Origin of the sequence: Tsuneonella dongtanensis (assembly GCF_001698205.1) — a bacterium.
GTDB classification, from domain to species: Bacteria; Pseudomonadota; Alphaproteobacteria; order Sphingomonadales; family Sphingomonadaceae; genus Tsuneonella; species Tsuneonella dongtanensis.
On record NZ_CP016591.1, the window covers coordinates 2,397,310 to 2,413,231 of the forward strand.

Annotated in this window: 17 protein-coding genes, 1 tRNA gene and 1 pseudogene; 8 read left to right on the top strand and 11 right to left on the bottom strand. The window is 67.2% G+C overall.

Going from position 1 to position 15,922, the window contains the following annotated elements; translation table 11 throughout:
* The first annotated feature begins 44 nt into the window (after nucleotides 1–44).
* Genes A6F68_RS11755 through A6F68_RS11765 form a run of 3 tightly spaced genes read left to right on the top strand, consistent with a single transcriptional unit; the run spans nucleotide 45 to nucleotide 3,125 of the window.
* Nucleotides 45–488 carry a MarR family winged helix-turn-helix transcriptional regulator gene (locus tag A6F68_RS11755; protein WP_067680322.1) on the top strand — a complete coding sequence of 148 codons (444 nt, stop codon included), beginning with the start codon at nucleotides 45–47 and terminating at the stop codon, nucleotides 486–488.
* Nucleotides 481–1,551, top strand: a complete 1,071-nt coding sequence (locus tag A6F68_RS11760) for an HlyD family secretion protein (protein WP_067680325.1) — start codon at nucleotides 481–483, stop codon at nucleotides 1,549–1,551. Before A6F68_RS11755 ends, A6F68_RS11760 begins: the two co-directional genes overlap by 8 nt.
* The gene (locus tag A6F68_RS11765) at nucleotides 1,551–3,125 is read left to right on the top strand and encodes a DHA2 family efflux MFS transporter permease subunit (RefSeq protein ID WP_067680328.1); all 1,575 of its coding nucleotides are present in this window, start codon (nucleotides 1,551–1,553) and stop codon (nucleotides 3,123–3,125) included. The genes A6F68_RS11760 and A6F68_RS11765 overlap by 1 nt, the downstream gene beginning before the upstream one ends.
* Here the strand turns inward: A6F68_RS11765 and A6F68_RS11770 are convergent.
* The 6 genes from A6F68_RS11770 to trmD form a co-directional block, all read right to left on the bottom strand.
* Nucleotides 3,122–3,769 (bottom strand): 2-hydroxychromene-2-carboxylate isomerase, encoded by a 648-nt coding sequence (locus A6F68_RS11770; protein WP_067680331.1) that lies wholly within the window; start codon nucleotides 3,767–3,769, stop codon nucleotides 3,122–3,124. The genes A6F68_RS11765 and A6F68_RS11770 overlap by 4 nt on opposite strands.
* A gap of 29 nt (nucleotides 3,770–3,798) precedes the next feature.
* Entirely contained in the window at nucleotides 3,799–4,263 is a 465-nt protein-coding gene (locus A6F68_RS11775) for an SAM-dependent methyltransferase (RefSeq protein WP_067680334.1), read from the bottom strand.
* A 39-nt stretch (nucleotides 4,264–4,302) separates the two neighbouring features.
* On the bottom strand, nucleotides 4,303–4,914 hold the full coding sequence (locus A6F68_RS11780) for a hypothetical protein (RefSeq protein WP_067680336.1): 612 nt from the start codon (nucleotides 4,912–4,914) through the stop codon (nucleotides 4,303–4,305).
* Nucleotides 4,914–5,939 carry an aspartate-semialdehyde dehydrogenase gene (locus A6F68_RS11785; RefSeq protein ID WP_067680338.1) on the bottom strand — a complete coding sequence of 342 codons (1,026 nt, stop codon included), beginning with the start codon at nucleotides 5,937–5,939 and terminating at the stop codon, nucleotides 4,914–4,916. The genes A6F68_RS11780 and A6F68_RS11785 overlap by 1 nt, the downstream gene beginning before the upstream one ends.
* A gap of 158 nt (nucleotides 5,940–6,097) precedes the next feature.
* Entirely contained in the window at nucleotides 6,098–6,463 is a 366-nt protein-coding gene (gene rplS, locus A6F68_RS11790; RefSeq protein WP_067680340.1) for a 50S ribosomal protein L19, read from the bottom strand.
* Nucleotides 6,464–6,468: 5 nt separating this feature from the next.
* Nucleotides 6,469–7,200 carry a tRNA (guanosine(37)-N1)-methyltransferase TrmD gene (gene trmD / locus A6F68_RS11795; protein ID WP_067682540.1) on the bottom strand — a complete coding sequence of 244 codons (732 nt, stop codon included), beginning with the start codon at nucleotides 7,198–7,200 and terminating at the stop codon, nucleotides 6,469–6,471.
* Between the two features lie 38 nt (nucleotides 7,201–7,238).
* Here trmD and A6F68_RS11800 point away from each other — a divergent pair, with 38 nt between their 5' ends.
* Complete coding sequence (locus A6F68_RS11800) at nucleotides 7,239–8,171, top strand: NAD(P)/FAD-dependent oxidoreductase (RefSeq protein WP_067680343.1); 933 nt, start codon at nucleotides 7,239–7,241, stop codon at nucleotides 8,169–8,171.
* Here A6F68_RS11800 and rimM read toward each other — a convergent pair.
* The 5 genes and pseudogenes from rimM to A6F68_RS11825 all read right to left on the bottom strand — a co-directional run bounded on the left by rimM (nucleotide 8,161) and on the right by A6F68_RS11825 (nucleotide 11,405).
* Entirely contained in the window at nucleotides 8,161–8,643 is a 483-nt protein-coding gene (gene rimM / locus A6F68_RS11805) for a ribosome maturation factor RimM (RefSeq protein ID WP_067680346.1), read from the bottom strand. The two genes, A6F68_RS11800 and rimM, sit on opposite strands and share 11 nt — an antisense overlap.
* A 147-nt stretch (nucleotides 8,644–8,790) precedes the next feature.
* Nucleotides 8,791–9,270 (bottom strand): annotated as a pseudogene (gene rpsP / locus A6F68_RS15400) (30S ribosomal protein S16); the annotation flags it as partial.
* A gap of 33 nt (nucleotides 9,271–9,303) precedes the next feature.
* Complete coding sequence (gene ffh, locus A6F68_RS11815; RefSeq protein WP_067680352.1) at nucleotides 9,304–10,776, bottom strand: signal recognition particle protein; 1,473 nt, start codon at nucleotides 10,774–10,776, stop codon at nucleotides 9,304–9,306.
* 123 nt (nucleotides 10,777–10,899) lie between these two features.
* Nucleotides 10,900–10,975: transfer RNA gene (locus A6F68_RS11820), tRNA-Ala, on the bottom strand.
* 106 nt (nucleotides 10,976–11,081) lie between these two features.
* Nucleotides 11,082–11,405 carry a TIGR02300 family protein gene (locus A6F68_RS11825; RefSeq protein ID WP_067680355.1) on the bottom strand — a complete coding sequence of 108 codons (324 nt, stop codon included), beginning with the start codon at nucleotides 11,403–11,405 and terminating at the stop codon, nucleotides 11,082–11,084.
* Nucleotides 11,406–11,543: 138 nt separating this feature from the next.
* Between A6F68_RS11825 and aroA the strand changes: the two genes are divergently transcribed.
* The 4 genes from aroA (at nucleotide 11,544) to rpsA (ending at nucleotide 15,868) form a co-directional block, all read left to right on the top strand.
* Nucleotides 11,544–12,887: a 3-phosphoshikimate 1-carboxyvinyltransferase gene (gene aroA, locus A6F68_RS11830; protein ID WP_067680358.1), complete on the top strand. Its 1,344-nt coding sequence runs from the start codon at nucleotides 11,544–11,546 to the stop codon at nucleotides 12,885–12,887.
* A complete protein-coding gene (locus A6F68_RS11835; protein WP_418368983.1) occupies nucleotides 12,884–13,141 on the top strand; it encodes a CBU_0592 family membrane protein in 258 nt (85 codons plus the stop codon). The genes aroA and A6F68_RS11835 overlap by 4 nt, the downstream gene beginning before the upstream one ends.
* Entirely contained in the window at nucleotides 13,138–13,761 is a 624-nt protein-coding gene (locus tag A6F68_RS11840; RefSeq protein WP_067680361.1) for a (d)CMP kinase, read from the top strand. The genes A6F68_RS11835 and A6F68_RS11840 overlap by 4 nt, the downstream gene beginning before the upstream one ends.
* 385 nt (nucleotides 13,762–14,146) lie before the next feature.
* On the top strand, nucleotides 14,147–15,868 hold the full coding sequence (gene rpsA, locus A6F68_RS11845; RefSeq protein WP_067680364.1) for a 30S ribosomal protein S1: 1,722 nt from the start codon (nucleotides 14,147–14,149) through the stop codon (nucleotides 15,866–15,868).
* The last annotated feature ends 54 nt before the right edge of the window (nucleotides 15,869–15,922 follow it).

The window sequence follows — 15,922 nt, forward strand, 5'->3', positions numbered from 1 at the left end:
AAACCCGATTGCCGGTCATAAGCATACTTATTATATGTGCACGCATGGACAAGAACATGCCGTACCTGCTGACCGATAGTGCCCGGCTGTTGCGGCGAGCCTTCAACGAGCGTGTCCGCAAGACCGGCGCGACCTCGCAGCAGGCGCGGCTCCTGCTCAACATCGAGCGCATGCCCGACCAGAATCAGGCGTACTACGCCGAGAAACTCGAGATCGAGCCGATCACCCTCTGCCGCATGGTGGATCGCATGGAAGAGGCGGGCCTTATCGAACGGCGCGCCGATCCGGGCGATCGCCGGGCGCGCGTCCTCCATCTGACCGAACGGAGCAGGGGCGAGATCGAGCGCATACGTTCCGGCCTCGCGGGCCTGATCGAGACGATGCTCGACGGGTTCGACGATTCCGAGCAGGCCCAGCTTGCCGCCATGCTCGCGCGCATATCGGAGAACCTTTCGGTCCCGGCGGAGGAGCTTGCCGTCAATGGCTGAGGCGGATCCGGTCATCGTGCAGGCGAAGGACGAGGCCGCCGCACCGCCGCCCGCCCCCGCGGCCCGCAAGTTCCGCGGGCTCATCCTCATGCTGTCCCTGCCCATAGCCCTGCTCATCGGCGGCGGGATCTACTGGTGGACCCTCCAGGGCAAGGTTTCGACCGACAACGCTTATGTCCAGCAGGACAAGGTTTCGCTCAGTTCGGAAGTGGGCGGACGTATCGTCGAGGTCGCGGTCAGCGACGGACAGGTCGTGAAAGCGGGCGACCTCCTCTTCCGCATCGATCCCGAGCCCTACCGGCTGCAGATCGCCCAGGCGGATGCCGCCATCGCCATTGCGCAGGCGAATGTGACCGCGCTTGCCGGCTCGGCCGACCTGTCGGGCAGCGACATCGCCGCCGCTCGCGAGGAAATCGCCTTCAACCAGGCCACTCTCAATCGCCAGCAGGCACTGTGGACCCGCGGCTTTACGACCAAAGCCGATCTCGAGGCGGCCCAGCACGCGGTCGCCGAGGCGCGCGCGCGGCTCAGCGCCGCCGAAGCGCGCCGCGCGGCCGCGCAGGCCAAGCTTGCGACCGGCACTCAGGTCCCGGGCGAAAACCCGCAGGTCGCGGCAGGTCGTGCCGAGCGCGCCCTGGCCGAACTCAACCTCTCGCGCACCGAGGTCAGAGCTCCCGTCAGCGGCCGGATCGCGCAGGCCGACCGGCTCCAGCTTGGACAGTCGGTCCTGCAAGGGCTGCCGGTCCTCACCCTCGTCGCCACCGGCAAGAGCTTTGTGGAAGCCAACTTCAAGGAAACCGACCTGGCCGAGATGGCGGTGGGCCAGCCCGCCGAAGTGCGGTTCGACGCCTACCCGGGCCTGGTCGTGAAGGGTCGCGTCGAGTCGATCGGCGCAGGGACCGGATCGGAGTTCTCGGTCCTCCCCGCGCAGAACGCCACGGGCAACTGGGTCAAGGTAACCCAGCGTGTGCCGGTGCGGATCGCGATCGAGGGCAACCCCGGGCGCCAGATGATTGCCGGGCTCTCGACCCACGTCACCGTTTTCACCGACGGCCGCAAGTAATGGCCAGCGCCGCGGCGGCGCCGGGTTCGCGGGCCGGGTCGGCACCGGAAATCGAGGACGTTGCCGCACTGCCATCGCCCAACCAGCCCGCGCTCATCGTCGGGGCGATGACCGCATCGCTGATGTACATGCTCGACAGCACGGTCGCCAACGTGGCGCTGCCGCACATGCAGGCGTCCCTCGGCGCATCGCCGGATACGATCACCTGGGTGCTCACGAGCTATATCCTCGCGACCTCCGTCGCGATGCCGATCACCGGCTGGCTGGCCGACCGGATTGGCGCACGCCGCCTGTTCGTCATCGCAGTCAGCGGCTTCATCCTCGCCTCGATGGCCTGCGGGCTGGCGCAGAACCTCGAGGAAATGGTCAGCTTCCGCGTGCTGCAGGGTGTGTTCGGGGCATTCATCGCGCCGCTCAGCCAGAGTTTCATGCTCGACAGCAGCCGCCCGAGCCGCCAGCCGACGGTCATGGCGATCTGGTCCGCGGGAATCATGATCGGGCCGATCATGGGTCCGATCGTCGGCGGGCTTCTGACCGAAAGCGGCAACTGGCGCTGGGTGTTTTACATCAACGTGCCCGTCGGCGCCCTGTCGATCGCGATGCTGCTGGCAGGCCTGCCGCGAAGGCCGCTGCGCGAGCGCCGCTTCGACCTGGCAGGCTTCGCGATGATCGGCTTTGCCCTCGCCTCGATCCAGCTCCTGCTCGACCGCGGTCCGCAGATCGACTGGTTCGAATCCGCCGAGGCCTGGATCTACGCGGGGGTCGCGATATCGGGCCTCTGGATGGCGGTGATCCGCTTCGCGACCGCACGCCAGCCGCTCGTGCCGCCGTCGCTGTTCATGGATCGCAATTTCGCCATCGCCTTCGTCCTGATGCTGGTCATCGGCGTGGTGATGTTCGCGACCATGGCGCTGCTGCCGCCCCTGCTCCAGCGTAACCTCGGCTACGACGTGGTCGACACCGGCTTCGTGATGGCGCCGCGCGGGATCGGCGTGCTCATCAGCATGCAGCTCAGCGGCCTCCTGCTCAACCGCCAGGTCGATCCGCGATACATGGTGGCGGCCGGGTTTTTGATCAGCGACCTTGCGATGTGGCAGATGATGCACTGGTCGCTTGAGGTGGACCAGTTCCACGTCGTCTGGACGGGCTTCCTGCAAGGACTGGGGCTCGGGCTGGTGTTCATGCCGATGAACCTCACCGCTTTCGGCACCCTGCCGCCGCAGTTGCGGACCGACGGGTCGAGCATGCTCAACCTGGCCCGCAACGTCGGCTCGTCGATCGGGATATCGATCGTGACCGTGCTCTGGGGTGCGAGCGTGCAGACCGTCCACGAGGAACTCGGCGCGACGGTGACCGTCTCCAGCGTGCTCGACGTCGACCTGTCCACCGCCGACAGATATCAGGGACTGGGTGCATCCGCGCTTAGCGCGATCGACATGGAGGTGAACCGGCAAGCCTCGATGATCGGCTACGCCAACGATTTCTACCTGTTGTTCTGGCTAACGCTGGCCACGCTTCCGCTGGTCTTCCTGATGCGCAAGGTCGTCCGGCCGCCGGCGCGGCCCGGCTCCTAGCGCGGTACAAGGCCCTTCTGCTCCATCCGCCAGATCGCCATGGCGATCCGGTCCTGCCCGAAGAACGGCTCACCCTCGAACACCAGCGTCGGGACGCCCCAGTGGCCGGCGTCCTCCAGCGCCTGCTGGTTGGCCGCGATCTCTGCGTCGAGCGCATCGGGTTCGGCCGCGACTTCCGCGTCGAGCTCGGCAAGGTCGAGGCCGGAACGCGCTGCCGCGCCCGCGAGATGGTCACCCTCGTGCCAGTTTTCCGCTCCGCCCCAGATCAGTCTGCCCGCTTCCGCTGCGAACGCCAGTCCCTTGCCGCGCCGCGCCGCAGCCTGGCCCAGCCGGGTCACTCTGCGGATATACGGCTGCTCGGCGGCGATCTCGCGCGTCATCGGGTTTTGCACGATCGGATCGGGCCGCGGTGGGCCGAAAGGTATGCCTTCCATCTGCGCCACGCGAAACATGTCGATAAAGGTGTAGCGCAGCCAGTTCGGGTGGTTGCGCTCGAAGAAATCGGGCTGCCTGATCGCCAGCGGATAGACCGGCCGCAGCGCGATATCGACGGTATGGGATTCGCTCAGCGCCCGGTAGCGACCGATCGCCAGATAGCTGTAAGGGCTGCGAAAGCTGAAGTAGAGGTCCGCGTGCAAGGTCATCCCTTTCTCCTAGCGCGACCCGCTATCCTTCACCAGTATTCCGCCATGATCTCGCCGGCCCAGCCGGGTTCGCGCAATTGTCCGCGCGGCTGGAATCCGCGCATCGCCGGCTTGATGTCGAGCACCGGCGTGCCGTCGATCGCATCGAGCCCGCGGACATGGAGCCGGGTCCCATCGACGGCGACGATCTCGCAAGTCGTCAGCCCGATCCGGTTGGGGCGGTTCTTGCCGCGCTGCGCGAAGATGCCGATGCGCGGCCAATCCTCGCGCCCGCGCGGATGGCGAGCGCCGGTCTCGATCTTGTGGTCGGGGACCTTGTCGAACACGAACACGATTTCGGCATGACTGAACTGGTCGAGCCCGAGCAGGGCATCCGCGTCGAAACGTGCCGGGTCGAGCTCGATCGTGGCCTCGCTCCCGCCCCAGTCGTCGTCGAGCGCCTCCGCGCGCCCTCCGCGGACGTATCCGACCGGTGTCATCGTGAAGTCTGTCATCGCTGCCTCCCGCTGCACGATAGCAGAGGGAGCATGCGGCTATCGGAAGAAACAGTTTACCCCGGCGTAGAGTGCCTGGACCTTTGCTTCTGGACCGGTTCCGGACACGAATCCGTAGATCGTCTGGCCGTCGGCAGCGAGATACTCGAATTCGCCATCGAGCGTGCTTCCCTCGATCAGGCTGGCACTGCGGGTGGCCTGAAGGTCGCGGAAACGAATCCCCGGGCGGATGCCATCGCTGGTGACCGCCTTGGGGTCGGCCTCCGCGAACCAGCCGACCAGCTTGCCGTCGAGGTAGTTGAGCTTGAGCCCGCCGATGTCGGTGAACTCCATCGGACCCGCGCCGCATTCGCCGTTGGCCGATTGCTCTCCGGCAGAGCCCAGTGCAGCGGCAGCGGCACCGTCCACGTCCTGGCGCCGGGTACCGAAAGCAAAGCGCGTCGCCGTCGCCGCGGTACGGCCCAGCGCGACGCCCTCGGCATCGAGTATCGCCGTGCCCGGCCTGGGCTTCTCGGCGGGCGCCGTGGTGGCTTCGGCGGTGGCCGTGCCGGACGACGACGGTGTCTCGACCGTGACGGGTTCGGGCTCGGTCCGGCCGCATGCGGCCAGCGCGGCGGCGAGACCGACAGCGAGCGCGACCCGCACGGCCATCAGCCCTTCTTGAGGCAACGCCGACCGAGCAGCTCGGCGATCTGGACCGCGTTGAGCGCCGCGCCCTTGCGCAGGTTGTCACTGACGCACCAGATGTTGAGCCCGTTCTCGACCGTCGGGTCCTCGCGAACGCGCGATACGAACGTCGCGCCGTCGCCGACGCACTCGACCGGGGTCACGTATCCGCCGTCCTCGCGCTTGTCGATCAGCATCACGCCCGGAGCCTCGCGCAGGATGTCCATCGCTGCTTCCGCCGAAAGCTCGCGCTCGAACTCGATGTTGATCGATTCGGAGTGGCCGACGAACACCGGCACCCGCACGCAGGTCGCAGTGACCTTGATCTTCGGGTCGAGGATCTTCTTCGTCTCGACCACCATCTTCCACTCTTCCTTGGTCGAACCATCGTCGAGGAAGCTGTCGATGTGCGGGATCACGTTGAACGCGATCTGCTTGGTGAACTTGTGGCTTTCGACCTGGTCACCGACGAAGATCGCGCGGCTCTGCGCGAAGAGCTCGTCCATGCCCGCCTTGCCCGCGCCCGAGGTCGACTGGTAGGTGCTGACGACCACGCGCTTGATCCCCGCCGCATCGTGCAGCGGCTTCAGCGCGACCACCATCTGGGCGGTCGAGCAGTTGGGATTGGCGATGATGTTCTTCTTGGCATACTCCTCGATCGCGTCCGGGTTCACCTCGGGCACGATCAGCGGCACGTCGGGGTCCATCCGATAGAAGCTGCTGTTGTCGATCACCACGCAGCCCGCGGCGGCAGCCTTGGGCGCGTATTCCTTGGCGGGGCCGCTACCGGCCGAAAACAGCGCGATGTCCCAGCCCGCCCAGTCGAAATGCTCGATGTTCCTACACTTGAGCATCTTGCCGGTGTCGCCGAATTCGACTTCGGTCCCGGTCGAGCGGGCGCTCGCCACCGCTGCGACCTCGTCGCACGGGAACTCGCGCTCGGCGAGCACGGCCAGCATCTCGCGGCCCACATTGCCGGTCGCTCCGACCACCGCCACCCGGTAACCCACGGCCTATACTCCTTCGCACCTGCAAAAATTCGGACAGTCCCCTTACGCCTCCGTGCGCAAAGCGCAACGCCGCGCCGACGTATGCGTAAGGGAGCCAAAACGAAAAGGGCGCCCCGGATGGTCCGGAGCGCCCCTTGATGCCTTCACGGCGCAAGCCGTCAGGCGTTCTCACGACGCTCGGCGATACGGGCGCGTTTGCCAGTGCGGCCGCGCAGGTAGTAGAGCTTCGCCCGGCGCACGACGCCGCGGCGAACCACGGTGATGCTCTCGATGTTGGGCGAATACAGCGGGAAGACGCGCTCGACGCCCTCGCCGAAGCTGATCTTCCGCACGGTGAAGTTCGAACCCATGCCGCGGTTCGAACGCGCGATGCACACGCCTTCGAAGTTCTGGGTACGGGTGCGGGTGCCTTCGACGACGCGCACGCCCACGCGCAGCGTGTCGCCGGCGCGGAATTCGGGGATGTCCTTGCCCTGGGTCAGGGCCTCGGCCGCTTCGGCCTCGAGTTGCTGGATCAGGTTCACTGGTCCTAGTCCTTCGTTTCGCGCTGCGCACCAGAGGCAGGCTGAACCCGAGCGCCACTATGACGCTCCCAAAGGTCCGGCCTGCGTAGCCGTGTGTCGGTCTCGGCCATGGATTTTCTCCACGCCGCAATCCTCGCATGATCCCCCGATCGCAGCACTTCGGGGATCGTGCGCCCTTCCCATTCCTGAGGTCGGGTATACTGCGGATATTCGAGCAGGCCGTCCTCGAACGACTCCTCGGCTCCGCTAAGCGGGGCGCCCATTACGCCGGGAAGCAGGCGAATGCAAGCGTCGAGCACGGCCAGCGCGGCGGGCTCTCCGCCCGACAGGACGATGTCGCCGAGCGAGACCTGCTCGATATGCGGCCGCGCCTCGAAGATGCGCTCGTCGAACCCTTCGAAGCGGCCGCACAGGATGGTCACCCCCGGCCCCGCCGCGAGCCCGCGGATGCGCGCCTGGTCGATCGGACGCCCTCGCGGGGTCATCGCCAGCACCGGCCTGCCATCATCCACGCTGTCGAGCGCGGCGGCGAGCACGTCGGGCTTGAGCACCATCCCCGCCCCGCCCCCTGCCGGGGTATCGTCGACGGTGCGGTGCCGGTCGGTCGCGAAATCGCGCAGCTGCACCGCGTCGATGCTCCAGTCCCCCCGCTCCAGCGCGCGCCCGGCAAGCGAAATGCCGAGTGGCCCGGGAAACATCTCGGGGTAGAGCGTTATGACGGTGGCGGCGAAGGTCATGTCCTCGCCCATGCGCAAGGCGAAGGGGCAAGGCAAGGATGAGCGATACCGGCGAAGCGAAACCCGACGATTGCATCATCATCGGGGCCGGGCCCGCCGGGCTGACCGCGGCGATCTACCTGGCGCGGTACCACCTCTCGATCCGGCTGTTCGACAGCGGCGAAAGCCGTGCGGCGTGGATACCGACGAGCCACAATCACGCGGGCTTTCCCGAAGGCATCAACGGCAAGGACCTGCTCAACCGGATGTACAAGCAGGCGCACCTCTATGGCGCGGTTCGCGAGGACAAGCGCGTCACGCACCTTGCCAGGACAGGCGACCGTTTCACCGTGGGCACTGAAAGCGGCACTTACACCGCGCGGTCGGTGCTGCTGGCGACCGGGGTCATAAACCGGCGTCCGGCCGACCTGCCCGAGGAAGTGCACGATGCCGCGCTCGCCGCCGGGATGCTCCGCTATTGCCCGGTTTGCGACGGATACGAGGTGACCGACAAGAAGGTGGCGGTGGTGGGCACAGGCGCGAAGGGCACGGCCGAAGCGATGTTCCTGCGCGGATACACCGCGGACCTGACGCTGGTTTCGCCCGATGGTGCGCACGAGCTCGACGCGGAATCCATCGCGAAGCTCGACGCAGCCGGCATCGCCCGTGTGGACGGCCCCTGCGGCGGCTGGAAGATCGAGGGCAAGCAGCTGGCCTTCGACACTGGCGCCGGACGAATGGCGTTCGACAGCGTCTATCCGGCACTTGGCAGCCACATACGCTCCAGCCTTGCAAAGGACGCGGGGGCTCGCCTGTCCGAAGACGGCTGCATCCTGACCGACGATCACTACGAAACGAGCGTGCCCGGACTGTTCGCCGCGGGCGACGTCGTGAAGGGACTCGACCAGATCAGCAATGCGATGGGTCAGGCGGGGGTCGCTTCGACCACCATCCGCAACCACCTGGCCGCGGAGACGCCGCTCAGGCGATGAAAGCGGGGTCGATCACCGCGCGCGCGTGATCCCATTCGGACACGGCGTCGGCGGTCATGGGCACCATGGCTCGCTTGCCGCCGGTCAATTCGAGTTCCAGCACGTCGCCGGCCCCGAAGTTCTCGACCGACACGATCGTGCCGAGCACTTCGCCGTCAGGCGAAACCGCGGCCAGGCCGATCAGGTCGGCGTGGTAATATTCGCCCTCGCCAAGCGGAGGCATGGCCGAACGCGGGACGGTGAGGACGGTGCCGCGCAACTTCTCTGCGGCCGTCCTGTCGGGGATTTCGGCAAAGCGGGCGATCGCACCGCCCTTGCCATCGTCGCGCAGCTTCCTCAGCGTCAATGCGCCGTCGTTGAAGCTCTTGTACGCCGAAAGCGCCTCGACGCCCTCGCCGAACAGCTTGAGGCGGACTTCGCCCGTCACCCCGTGCGCGCCGGCGACGGCGGCGAGGGTGACGGGCTTGTCCATCGGGGCTTAGCCCTCGGCCTTCTCGTCGCTGGCCGCTTCCTCGGCCGGAGCCTCTTCGGCAACCGGGCCGCCCTCGGCGACTTCCTCGGCGATCGCTGCGGCATCGGCGTCCGTCGCACCCTCGGGCGCATCGACGGATTCGGCGACGGCTTCAGCGGTCTCTTCCGACTTCACCGAACCGGTGGCGTCGTTCTCGGCTTCGGCGGGAGCGGCCTCGGCCTCGACCGCGGCGGTCTCTTCGACCTCGGGCTCGGGAGCGGCAGCGGCCTCGGCAGCGGCTTCCTCGGCGGCGGCAGCCTTGGCCGCACGCTCTTCGGCACGCTCCTTGGCGGCTTCGCCCGGCTCACCCTTCTTGGGGTTGTTGCGCGGCGCACGCTCCTTGACGCCGGCGGCGTCGAGGAAACGGGCAACGCGGTCCGACGCCTGCGCACCGACCGACAGCCAGTGCTTCGCACGGTCGGCATCGATCTTCACGCGGTTCTCGTCGTCCTTGGCGAGCAGCGGATTGTAGGTCCCGATCTGCTCGAGGTACTTGCCGTCGCGCGACGAGCGGCTGTCGGCCACCACGATGCGGTAGTACGGACGCTTCTTCGCGCCACCGCGCGACAGACGAATTGCAACTGCCATTTCACTTCACCTTTCTGAACTAAAACTCGAAAATCACTTCTTTTTCATCAAATCTTGCAGGTTGGAGGGCAGCGCGCCGCCACCCAGCCCCGGGAGCGACGGCGGGGGTACGCCCGGTCCGCCCATTCCCATGCCGCCGAGCGCACCGCCGAGGCCGCCCTTCCCGAAGGCAGCGGCGAGCCCCTTGAAACCGCCCATCTTGCGGATCTGCTTCATCGCCCGCGCCATTTCCTGGTGCATCTTGAGCAGCTTGTTGACGTCCTGCACCTCGAGCCCGGCGCCCGCCGCGACGCGCTTCTTGCGCTTGGCGTTCATCAGTTCCGGGCGCTCGCGCTCCTTGGGGGTCATCGAGCCGATGATCGCGTCCATGTGGACGAGGACCTTGTCGTCCACGCCCGACTGGGCCATCGCCTGCTTGGCCTTCTTCATGCCCGGCATCATGCCCGCCAGCATGCCGAGACCGCCCATGTTCTGCATCTGCTTCAGCTGCATGCGCAGGTCGTTGAGGTCGAACTGGCCCTTGGCCATGCGCCGGGCCATCGCCTCGGCTTCTTCCTCCTTGATCGCGGTCGCCGCCTTCTCGACCAGGCTGACGACGTCGCCCATGCCGAGGATGCGGTCGGCCACGCGGCCGGGATGAAAAGCCTCGATCGCGTCGAGCTTTTCGCCCGTGCCGGCGAACTTGATCGGCTTGCCGGTGACGTGCCGCATCGACAGCGCCGCGCCGCCGCGCGCATCGCCGTCCATGCGGGTCAGCACCACGCCGGTAAGCGGCACCTCGCCCGAGAACGACTGGGCAACGTTCACGGCGTCCTGACCGGTGAGCGAATCGACCACCAGCAGCACTTCGGTCGGCGCCGAAACCCCGGCGACCGCCTTCATCTCGTCCATCAGCGCCTGGTCGACGTGGAGCCGGCCGGCGGTGTCGAGCAGCAGAACGTCGATGGCCTGCAGCCGCGCCGATTCGAGTGCGCGGCGGGCGATGTCGACCGGCTGCTGGCCCTGGACGATGGGCAAGGTCGCGACCTCGACCTGAGTACCGAGCACCGCGAGCTGCTCCTGCGCCGCGGGGCGCGCGACGTCGAGCGAGGCCATCAAGGCCTTCTTGCCGTGCTTCTCGCGGATCCACTTGGCGAGCTTGGCGGTGGTGGTCGTCTTGCCCGAGCCCTGGAGGCCGACCATCATGATCACGACCGGCGGCTTCGCGGCGAGGTTCAGCCCTTCGGCGACAGCGCCGTCGCCGCCGCCGAGCATCTCCACGAGCTCGTCGTGGACGATCTTGACGACCATCTGCCCCGGCGTGACCGAGCGCAGCACGTCCTGGCCGACCGCCTTCTCGGTGACCGAATCGATGAACCGGCGGGCGACCGGCAGCGCGACGTCCGCCTCGAGCAGGGCGACGCGCACCTCGCGCATCGCATCGCGCACGTCCTGTTCGCTCAGCGCGCCGCGACCGCGCAAGCGGTCGAAGACGGTGCCGAGACGATCGGACAGGGTGTCGAACATGCGCTACCTCAACTCGGCCGGACCGCGACTGGCCGGCTAAATGCGAAAAACGCCGGCGGACGAAACCTCGTCGGCCAGCGTGCGAGCCTCATTGCGAGAAACCCGACTTTGTATCCGTTTCGATGGTGGAGCCTAGCGGGATCGAACCGCTGACCTCCTGCATGCCATGCAGGCGCTCTCCCAGCTGAGCTAAGGCCCCAAACCCGAAAGCTTGGCCATCGATAATCGCCGGTCCCGAGGGTCCGGCGGGCCGCCCCTTTATGGAGGGCGACCCGTTATAGCAAGCCCGAAATCGGGCCGCCGAATTATTCGTCGTTGTCGTCGTCGTCGCCGCCGGTGGTCACACCGAGGTCGTCGTCGCCGCCGAGATCGACGTCGTTGTCCGGCGAATCCTCGTCGTCGTCGACGTCGAGATCCTCCAGATCGTCATCGGCCAGGTCCGAATCGGCTTCCTTTTCCTTCTTCTTCTCTTCCTCGAAGGGAATCGGCTGCTTCGACTTGAGCACCGGCTCGGGGAACCACTTCTCGCCGCACTCGATGCACTCGACCGGCTCGTCCTTCGTCAGGTCGTAGAAGCGCTCACCGCACTTGGGGCACTGACGCTTGGTGCCCCACTCTGGCTTGACCATTGTAAATCCTCAGGTGCTGCCTGCCCGGGAAGGGACAGGGCGTAAAATTCACGAAACTTGATGGATATCCGGCGCACCGGAATCAAGAGCGGGCGCGCCTTGCCACAGGGCATGGGCGCTGTCAAAGAGCCGCCGCCCATGCAAGCATCGACCAGCCAACAGGACCAAGCGTCCCCTCGCCGCTTCCTGCCGTCCGGTCCCCTGCGCGGTCGCATCCGCGTGGCGGGCGACAAGTCGATCAGCCACCGGTCGGTGATGCTGGGCGCGCTCGCGGTGGGCGAGACGCGCGTCACGGGCCTGCTCGAGGGCGAGGACGTGATGGCCACCGCCGCCGCGATGCGCGCGATGGGCGCACAGGTCGACAAGGTCGGCGATGAGTGGCGCATCCACGGCGTCGGCGTCGGCGGGCTGCTGCAGCCGCAAACGGCGCTCGACATGGGCAATTCGGGTACTTCGACGCGGCTGCTGATGGGCCTGCTCGCCAGCCATGCGATCACCGCCACGTTCACCGGCGACGCCAGCCTTTCCAAGCGCCCCATGGGACGCGTCATCGAGCCGCTGAGCCGCATCGGCGCGCAGTTCACCCCGTCGCCCGGCGGTCGCCTTCCGCTGATGATGACCGGCGCAAACGTCCCCGTTCCGATCGAATACCGCCTCCCGGTCGCGTCCGCCCAGGTCAAGAGCGCGGTGCTGCTGGCGGGCCTCAACACCGCCGGAATCACCACAGTGATCGAGCCCGTCCCCACCCGCGACCATTCCGAACGGATGCTGCGCGGCTTTGGCGCAGAATTGGAAGTCGAGGAAGTGGGCGGCGAGCGCGTGATCACCGTTCGCGGCGAGGCCGACTTGCGCCCCCAGACGATCGAGGTCCCCGGCGATCCTTCGTCCGCGGCGTTCTTCATGGTCGCGGCGACCATCGTCGAAGGCAGCGATCTTGTGATCGAGAACGTCGGCCTCAATCCGACCCGCGCCGGACTGGTCGAGGTGCTGCGCCAGATGGGCGCCCAGATCGAGGAACTCCATCGCCGCGATGTCGGCGGAGAGCCGGTCGCCGACCTGCGCGTCCGCCATGCCCCCCTCACCGGGATCGAGGTCGACCCGGCGGTCGCCCCCAGCATGATCGACGAGTTTCCCGTGCTCTTCGTGGCCGCGGCGCTGGCGCAGGGCCGCACGGTCACCCGCGGGCTCGAGGAGCTACGGGTCAAGGAAAGCGATCGCATCGCCGCGATGGCCGCCGCGCTGACCGCAGCGGGCGCGCGAGTCGAGGAGACCGAGGACGGCCTGATCGTCGACGGCACCGGCGGCGAGCCGCTGCGCGGCACGTCGAACGCGCGGGTGAAGACCCACCTCGATCATCGCATCGCAATGGCGATGGCGGTCGCGGGCCTCGCGTCGAAGGACGGGGTCGAGGTCGACGACACACGCCCCATTGCGACCAGCTTCCCGGCGTTCGAACCCTTGCTCGACGGTGCGCGCGCGTGACCGGGCTCGATATCTACACTCTCGTCGGGTTTGCCGGCATGGCCTGCATCATCGCGGCCTACGCCTACCTGACGTGGAGCGACGAACCGAACCCCTTCGTGCTGCACGGCACCAACCTCGCGGGCGCCGCCCTGCTGACGGTATCCCTGCTGGTGCACACCAACCTGCCGAGCCTGGTGCTCGAAGGCTTCTGGGCGGCGATCGCGATCTACGGGCTGGTGAAAGCCTTCGCCGCGCGCAGGCGCGCCGCATGATCATCGCAGTCGACGGCCCGACCGCTTCGGGCAAGGGCACCCTCGCCCGCAAGCTGGCCGCGCATTACGGCCTCCCGTATCTCGACACCGGCCTGCTCTACCGCGCGGTCGGGCGGCAGGTATTCCTCGACGGGGGCGACCCCGAGGATGGCGGCGACGCGCTGGCTGCGACCGCCTTTCCCGACAGCCTGCTGGGCGACCCGCACCTGCGCACCGAGGAAACCGGCGGGTTTGCGAGCCGGGTGTCGGTCCATCCGTCGGTTCGCAAGGCGCTGTACGAGCGCCAGCGCAAGTTCGCCGAGCAGCCGGGCGGCGCGGTTCTCGACGGGCGCGACATCGGCACCGTGATCGCGCCCGATGCCGACGTGAAGCTGTTCGTCACCGCCAGCGTAGAGGCGCGCGCCGAGCGGCGGTGGAAGGAAATGCGCGAAAACGGGCTGGAGGTATCGCTCGGCGACATCGCCGACGACATCCGCCAGCGCGACGAGCGCGACGCCAACCGGAAGGACGCGCCCCTGCGCGTGGCCGAAGGGGCATCCGTCATCGACACGACCGCGATGACCCGCGAACAGGCGCTCGCCGCCGCGATCGAGGCCGTCGAAGCGGCGCGGCGCGCATAGATACGGAAAACCGTTTTCCTACAGGCCGGTAAATCGGCAAGGGTCCGGCAATGCCGGTCCCGCGCGCCTCCGTTGGAAACGCTCCCGAACCCGTCCCGTTCGCAGTCCGTTCCGCAGGCCGAGCCGCTGCCCGTTTAAGGTGTGTACTTTGTGTCGCCTTTCGCCCGATTTGTCCGGGGCGAGCCCTTTGCGCTTCTCCTTGCGTTTCGCCCGTTCATCGACTAGGCGCGCGGCCGTTCACGACAGCTTCTGCTCGAATGGACCCGTGCGACGGCATACGGCTCCGCGCGGCATCGGCCCTCTTGGCCCGTGAAGGCAATCCCGCCGGCACGGAGAAAGACCCGGGTAGAACCCGTGGCCGGTAGCAAATGTGAAGGAAACTGACATGGCTTCGACAGCCAACCCGACCCGCGCCGATTTCGAGGCGCTTCTCAACGAACAGCTCGGCGGCGCCGGCGAAGACGGCTTCGAAGGCCGCGTCGTCAAGGGCACCGTCACCGCCATCGAAAACGGCATGGCGATCATCGATGTGGGCCTGAAGAGCGAAGGCCGCATCTCCCTCAAGGAATTCGAGCGCGGCGAAGAAGACGGCTCGCACGGCCTTTCGGTCGGCAGCGAAGTCGAAGTGTTCGTCGACCGCGTCGAGAACGCCGACGGCGAAGCAATGCTGTCGCGCGACCGCGCCCGCCGCGAAGCCGCCTGGGACAAGCTGGAAAGCGAGTTCGGTGAAGGCAAGCGCGTCGACGGCCGCATCTTCGGCCGCGTCAAGGGCGGCTTCACCGTCGACCTCGACGGCGCCGTGGCGTTCCTCCCCGGCTCGCAGGTCGACATCCGCCCGGTCCGCGACGTCGGCCCGCTGATGGACATGCCGCAGCCGTTCCAGATCCTGAAGATGGACCGCCGCCGCGGCAACATCGTCGTCTCGCGCCGCGCAGTGCTCGAGGAAACCCGCGCCGAACAGCGCAGCGAGCTGATCGACAAGCTGGCCGAGGGCCAGGTGATCGACGGCGTGGTCAAGAACATCACCGACTACGGTGCGTTCGTCGACCTCGGCGGTATCGACGGCCTGCTCCACGTGACGGACATGAGCTACAAGCGGGTCAACCACCCGAACGAGGTGATCAACATCGGCGACACCGTCACCGTGCAGATCATCCGCATCAACCCCGAAACGCAGCGTATCAGCCTCGGCATGAAGCAGCTCGAAAGCGATCCGTGGGACGGCGTCGGTGCCAAGTACCCGATCGGCATGAAGATGACCGGCCAGGTGACCAACATCACCGAATACGGCGCCTTCGTCGAGATCGAGCCGGGCATCGAAGGCCTCGTCCACGTTTCGGAAATGAGCTGGACCAAGAAGAACGTCCACCCGGGCAAGATCGTCAGCACTTCGCAGGAAGTCGAAGTGATGGTGCTCGAGGTCGACAGCGAGAAGCGCCGCATCAGCCTCGGCCTCAAGCAGGCCCAGCGCAATCCGTGGGAAGAGTTCGCCGAAGCGCACCCGGTCGGCTCGAAGGTCACCGGCGAAGTCAAGAACGCCACCGAGTTCGGCCTGTTCATCGGCCTGCCCGGCGACGTCGACGGCATGGTCCACATGTCGGACATCGCCTGGGGCATCTCGGGCGAGGACGCGCTGGCGCTGCACCGCAAGGGTGAAGAGGTCGAGGCCGTGGTTCTCGACGTCGACGTCGAGAAGGAGCGCATCAGCCTCGGCATGAAGCAGCTCGAAAAGGGCGCGCCGGCTGCCGGCGGTGCCGCGAGCGGCGGTGCGGGCGGTCTGAAGAAGAACGACGTCGTCACCGTCACCGTTCTCGAAGTCCGCGATGGCGGCCTCGAGGTTCAGGCGGGCGACGATGGCGCCACCGGCTTCATCAAGCGCAGCGACCTTGGCCGCGACCGCGACGAGCAGCGTCCGGATCGCTTCCAGGCCGGCCAGAAGCTCGATGCCATGGTCATCGGCTTCGACCGTTCGAAGAAGCCCAACTTCTCTGTCAAGGCGCGCCAGATCGCCGAAGAGAAGCAGGCGGTCGAGCAGTACGGTTCGTCGGATTCGGGTGCGTCGCTCGGCGACATCCTCGGCGAAGCGCTGAAGGCGAAGCAGGACTGATCCTGACCTAGCCCGCAAGGCAAAACGGAAGGCCCGCCCGCTCGGCAGAGCAGG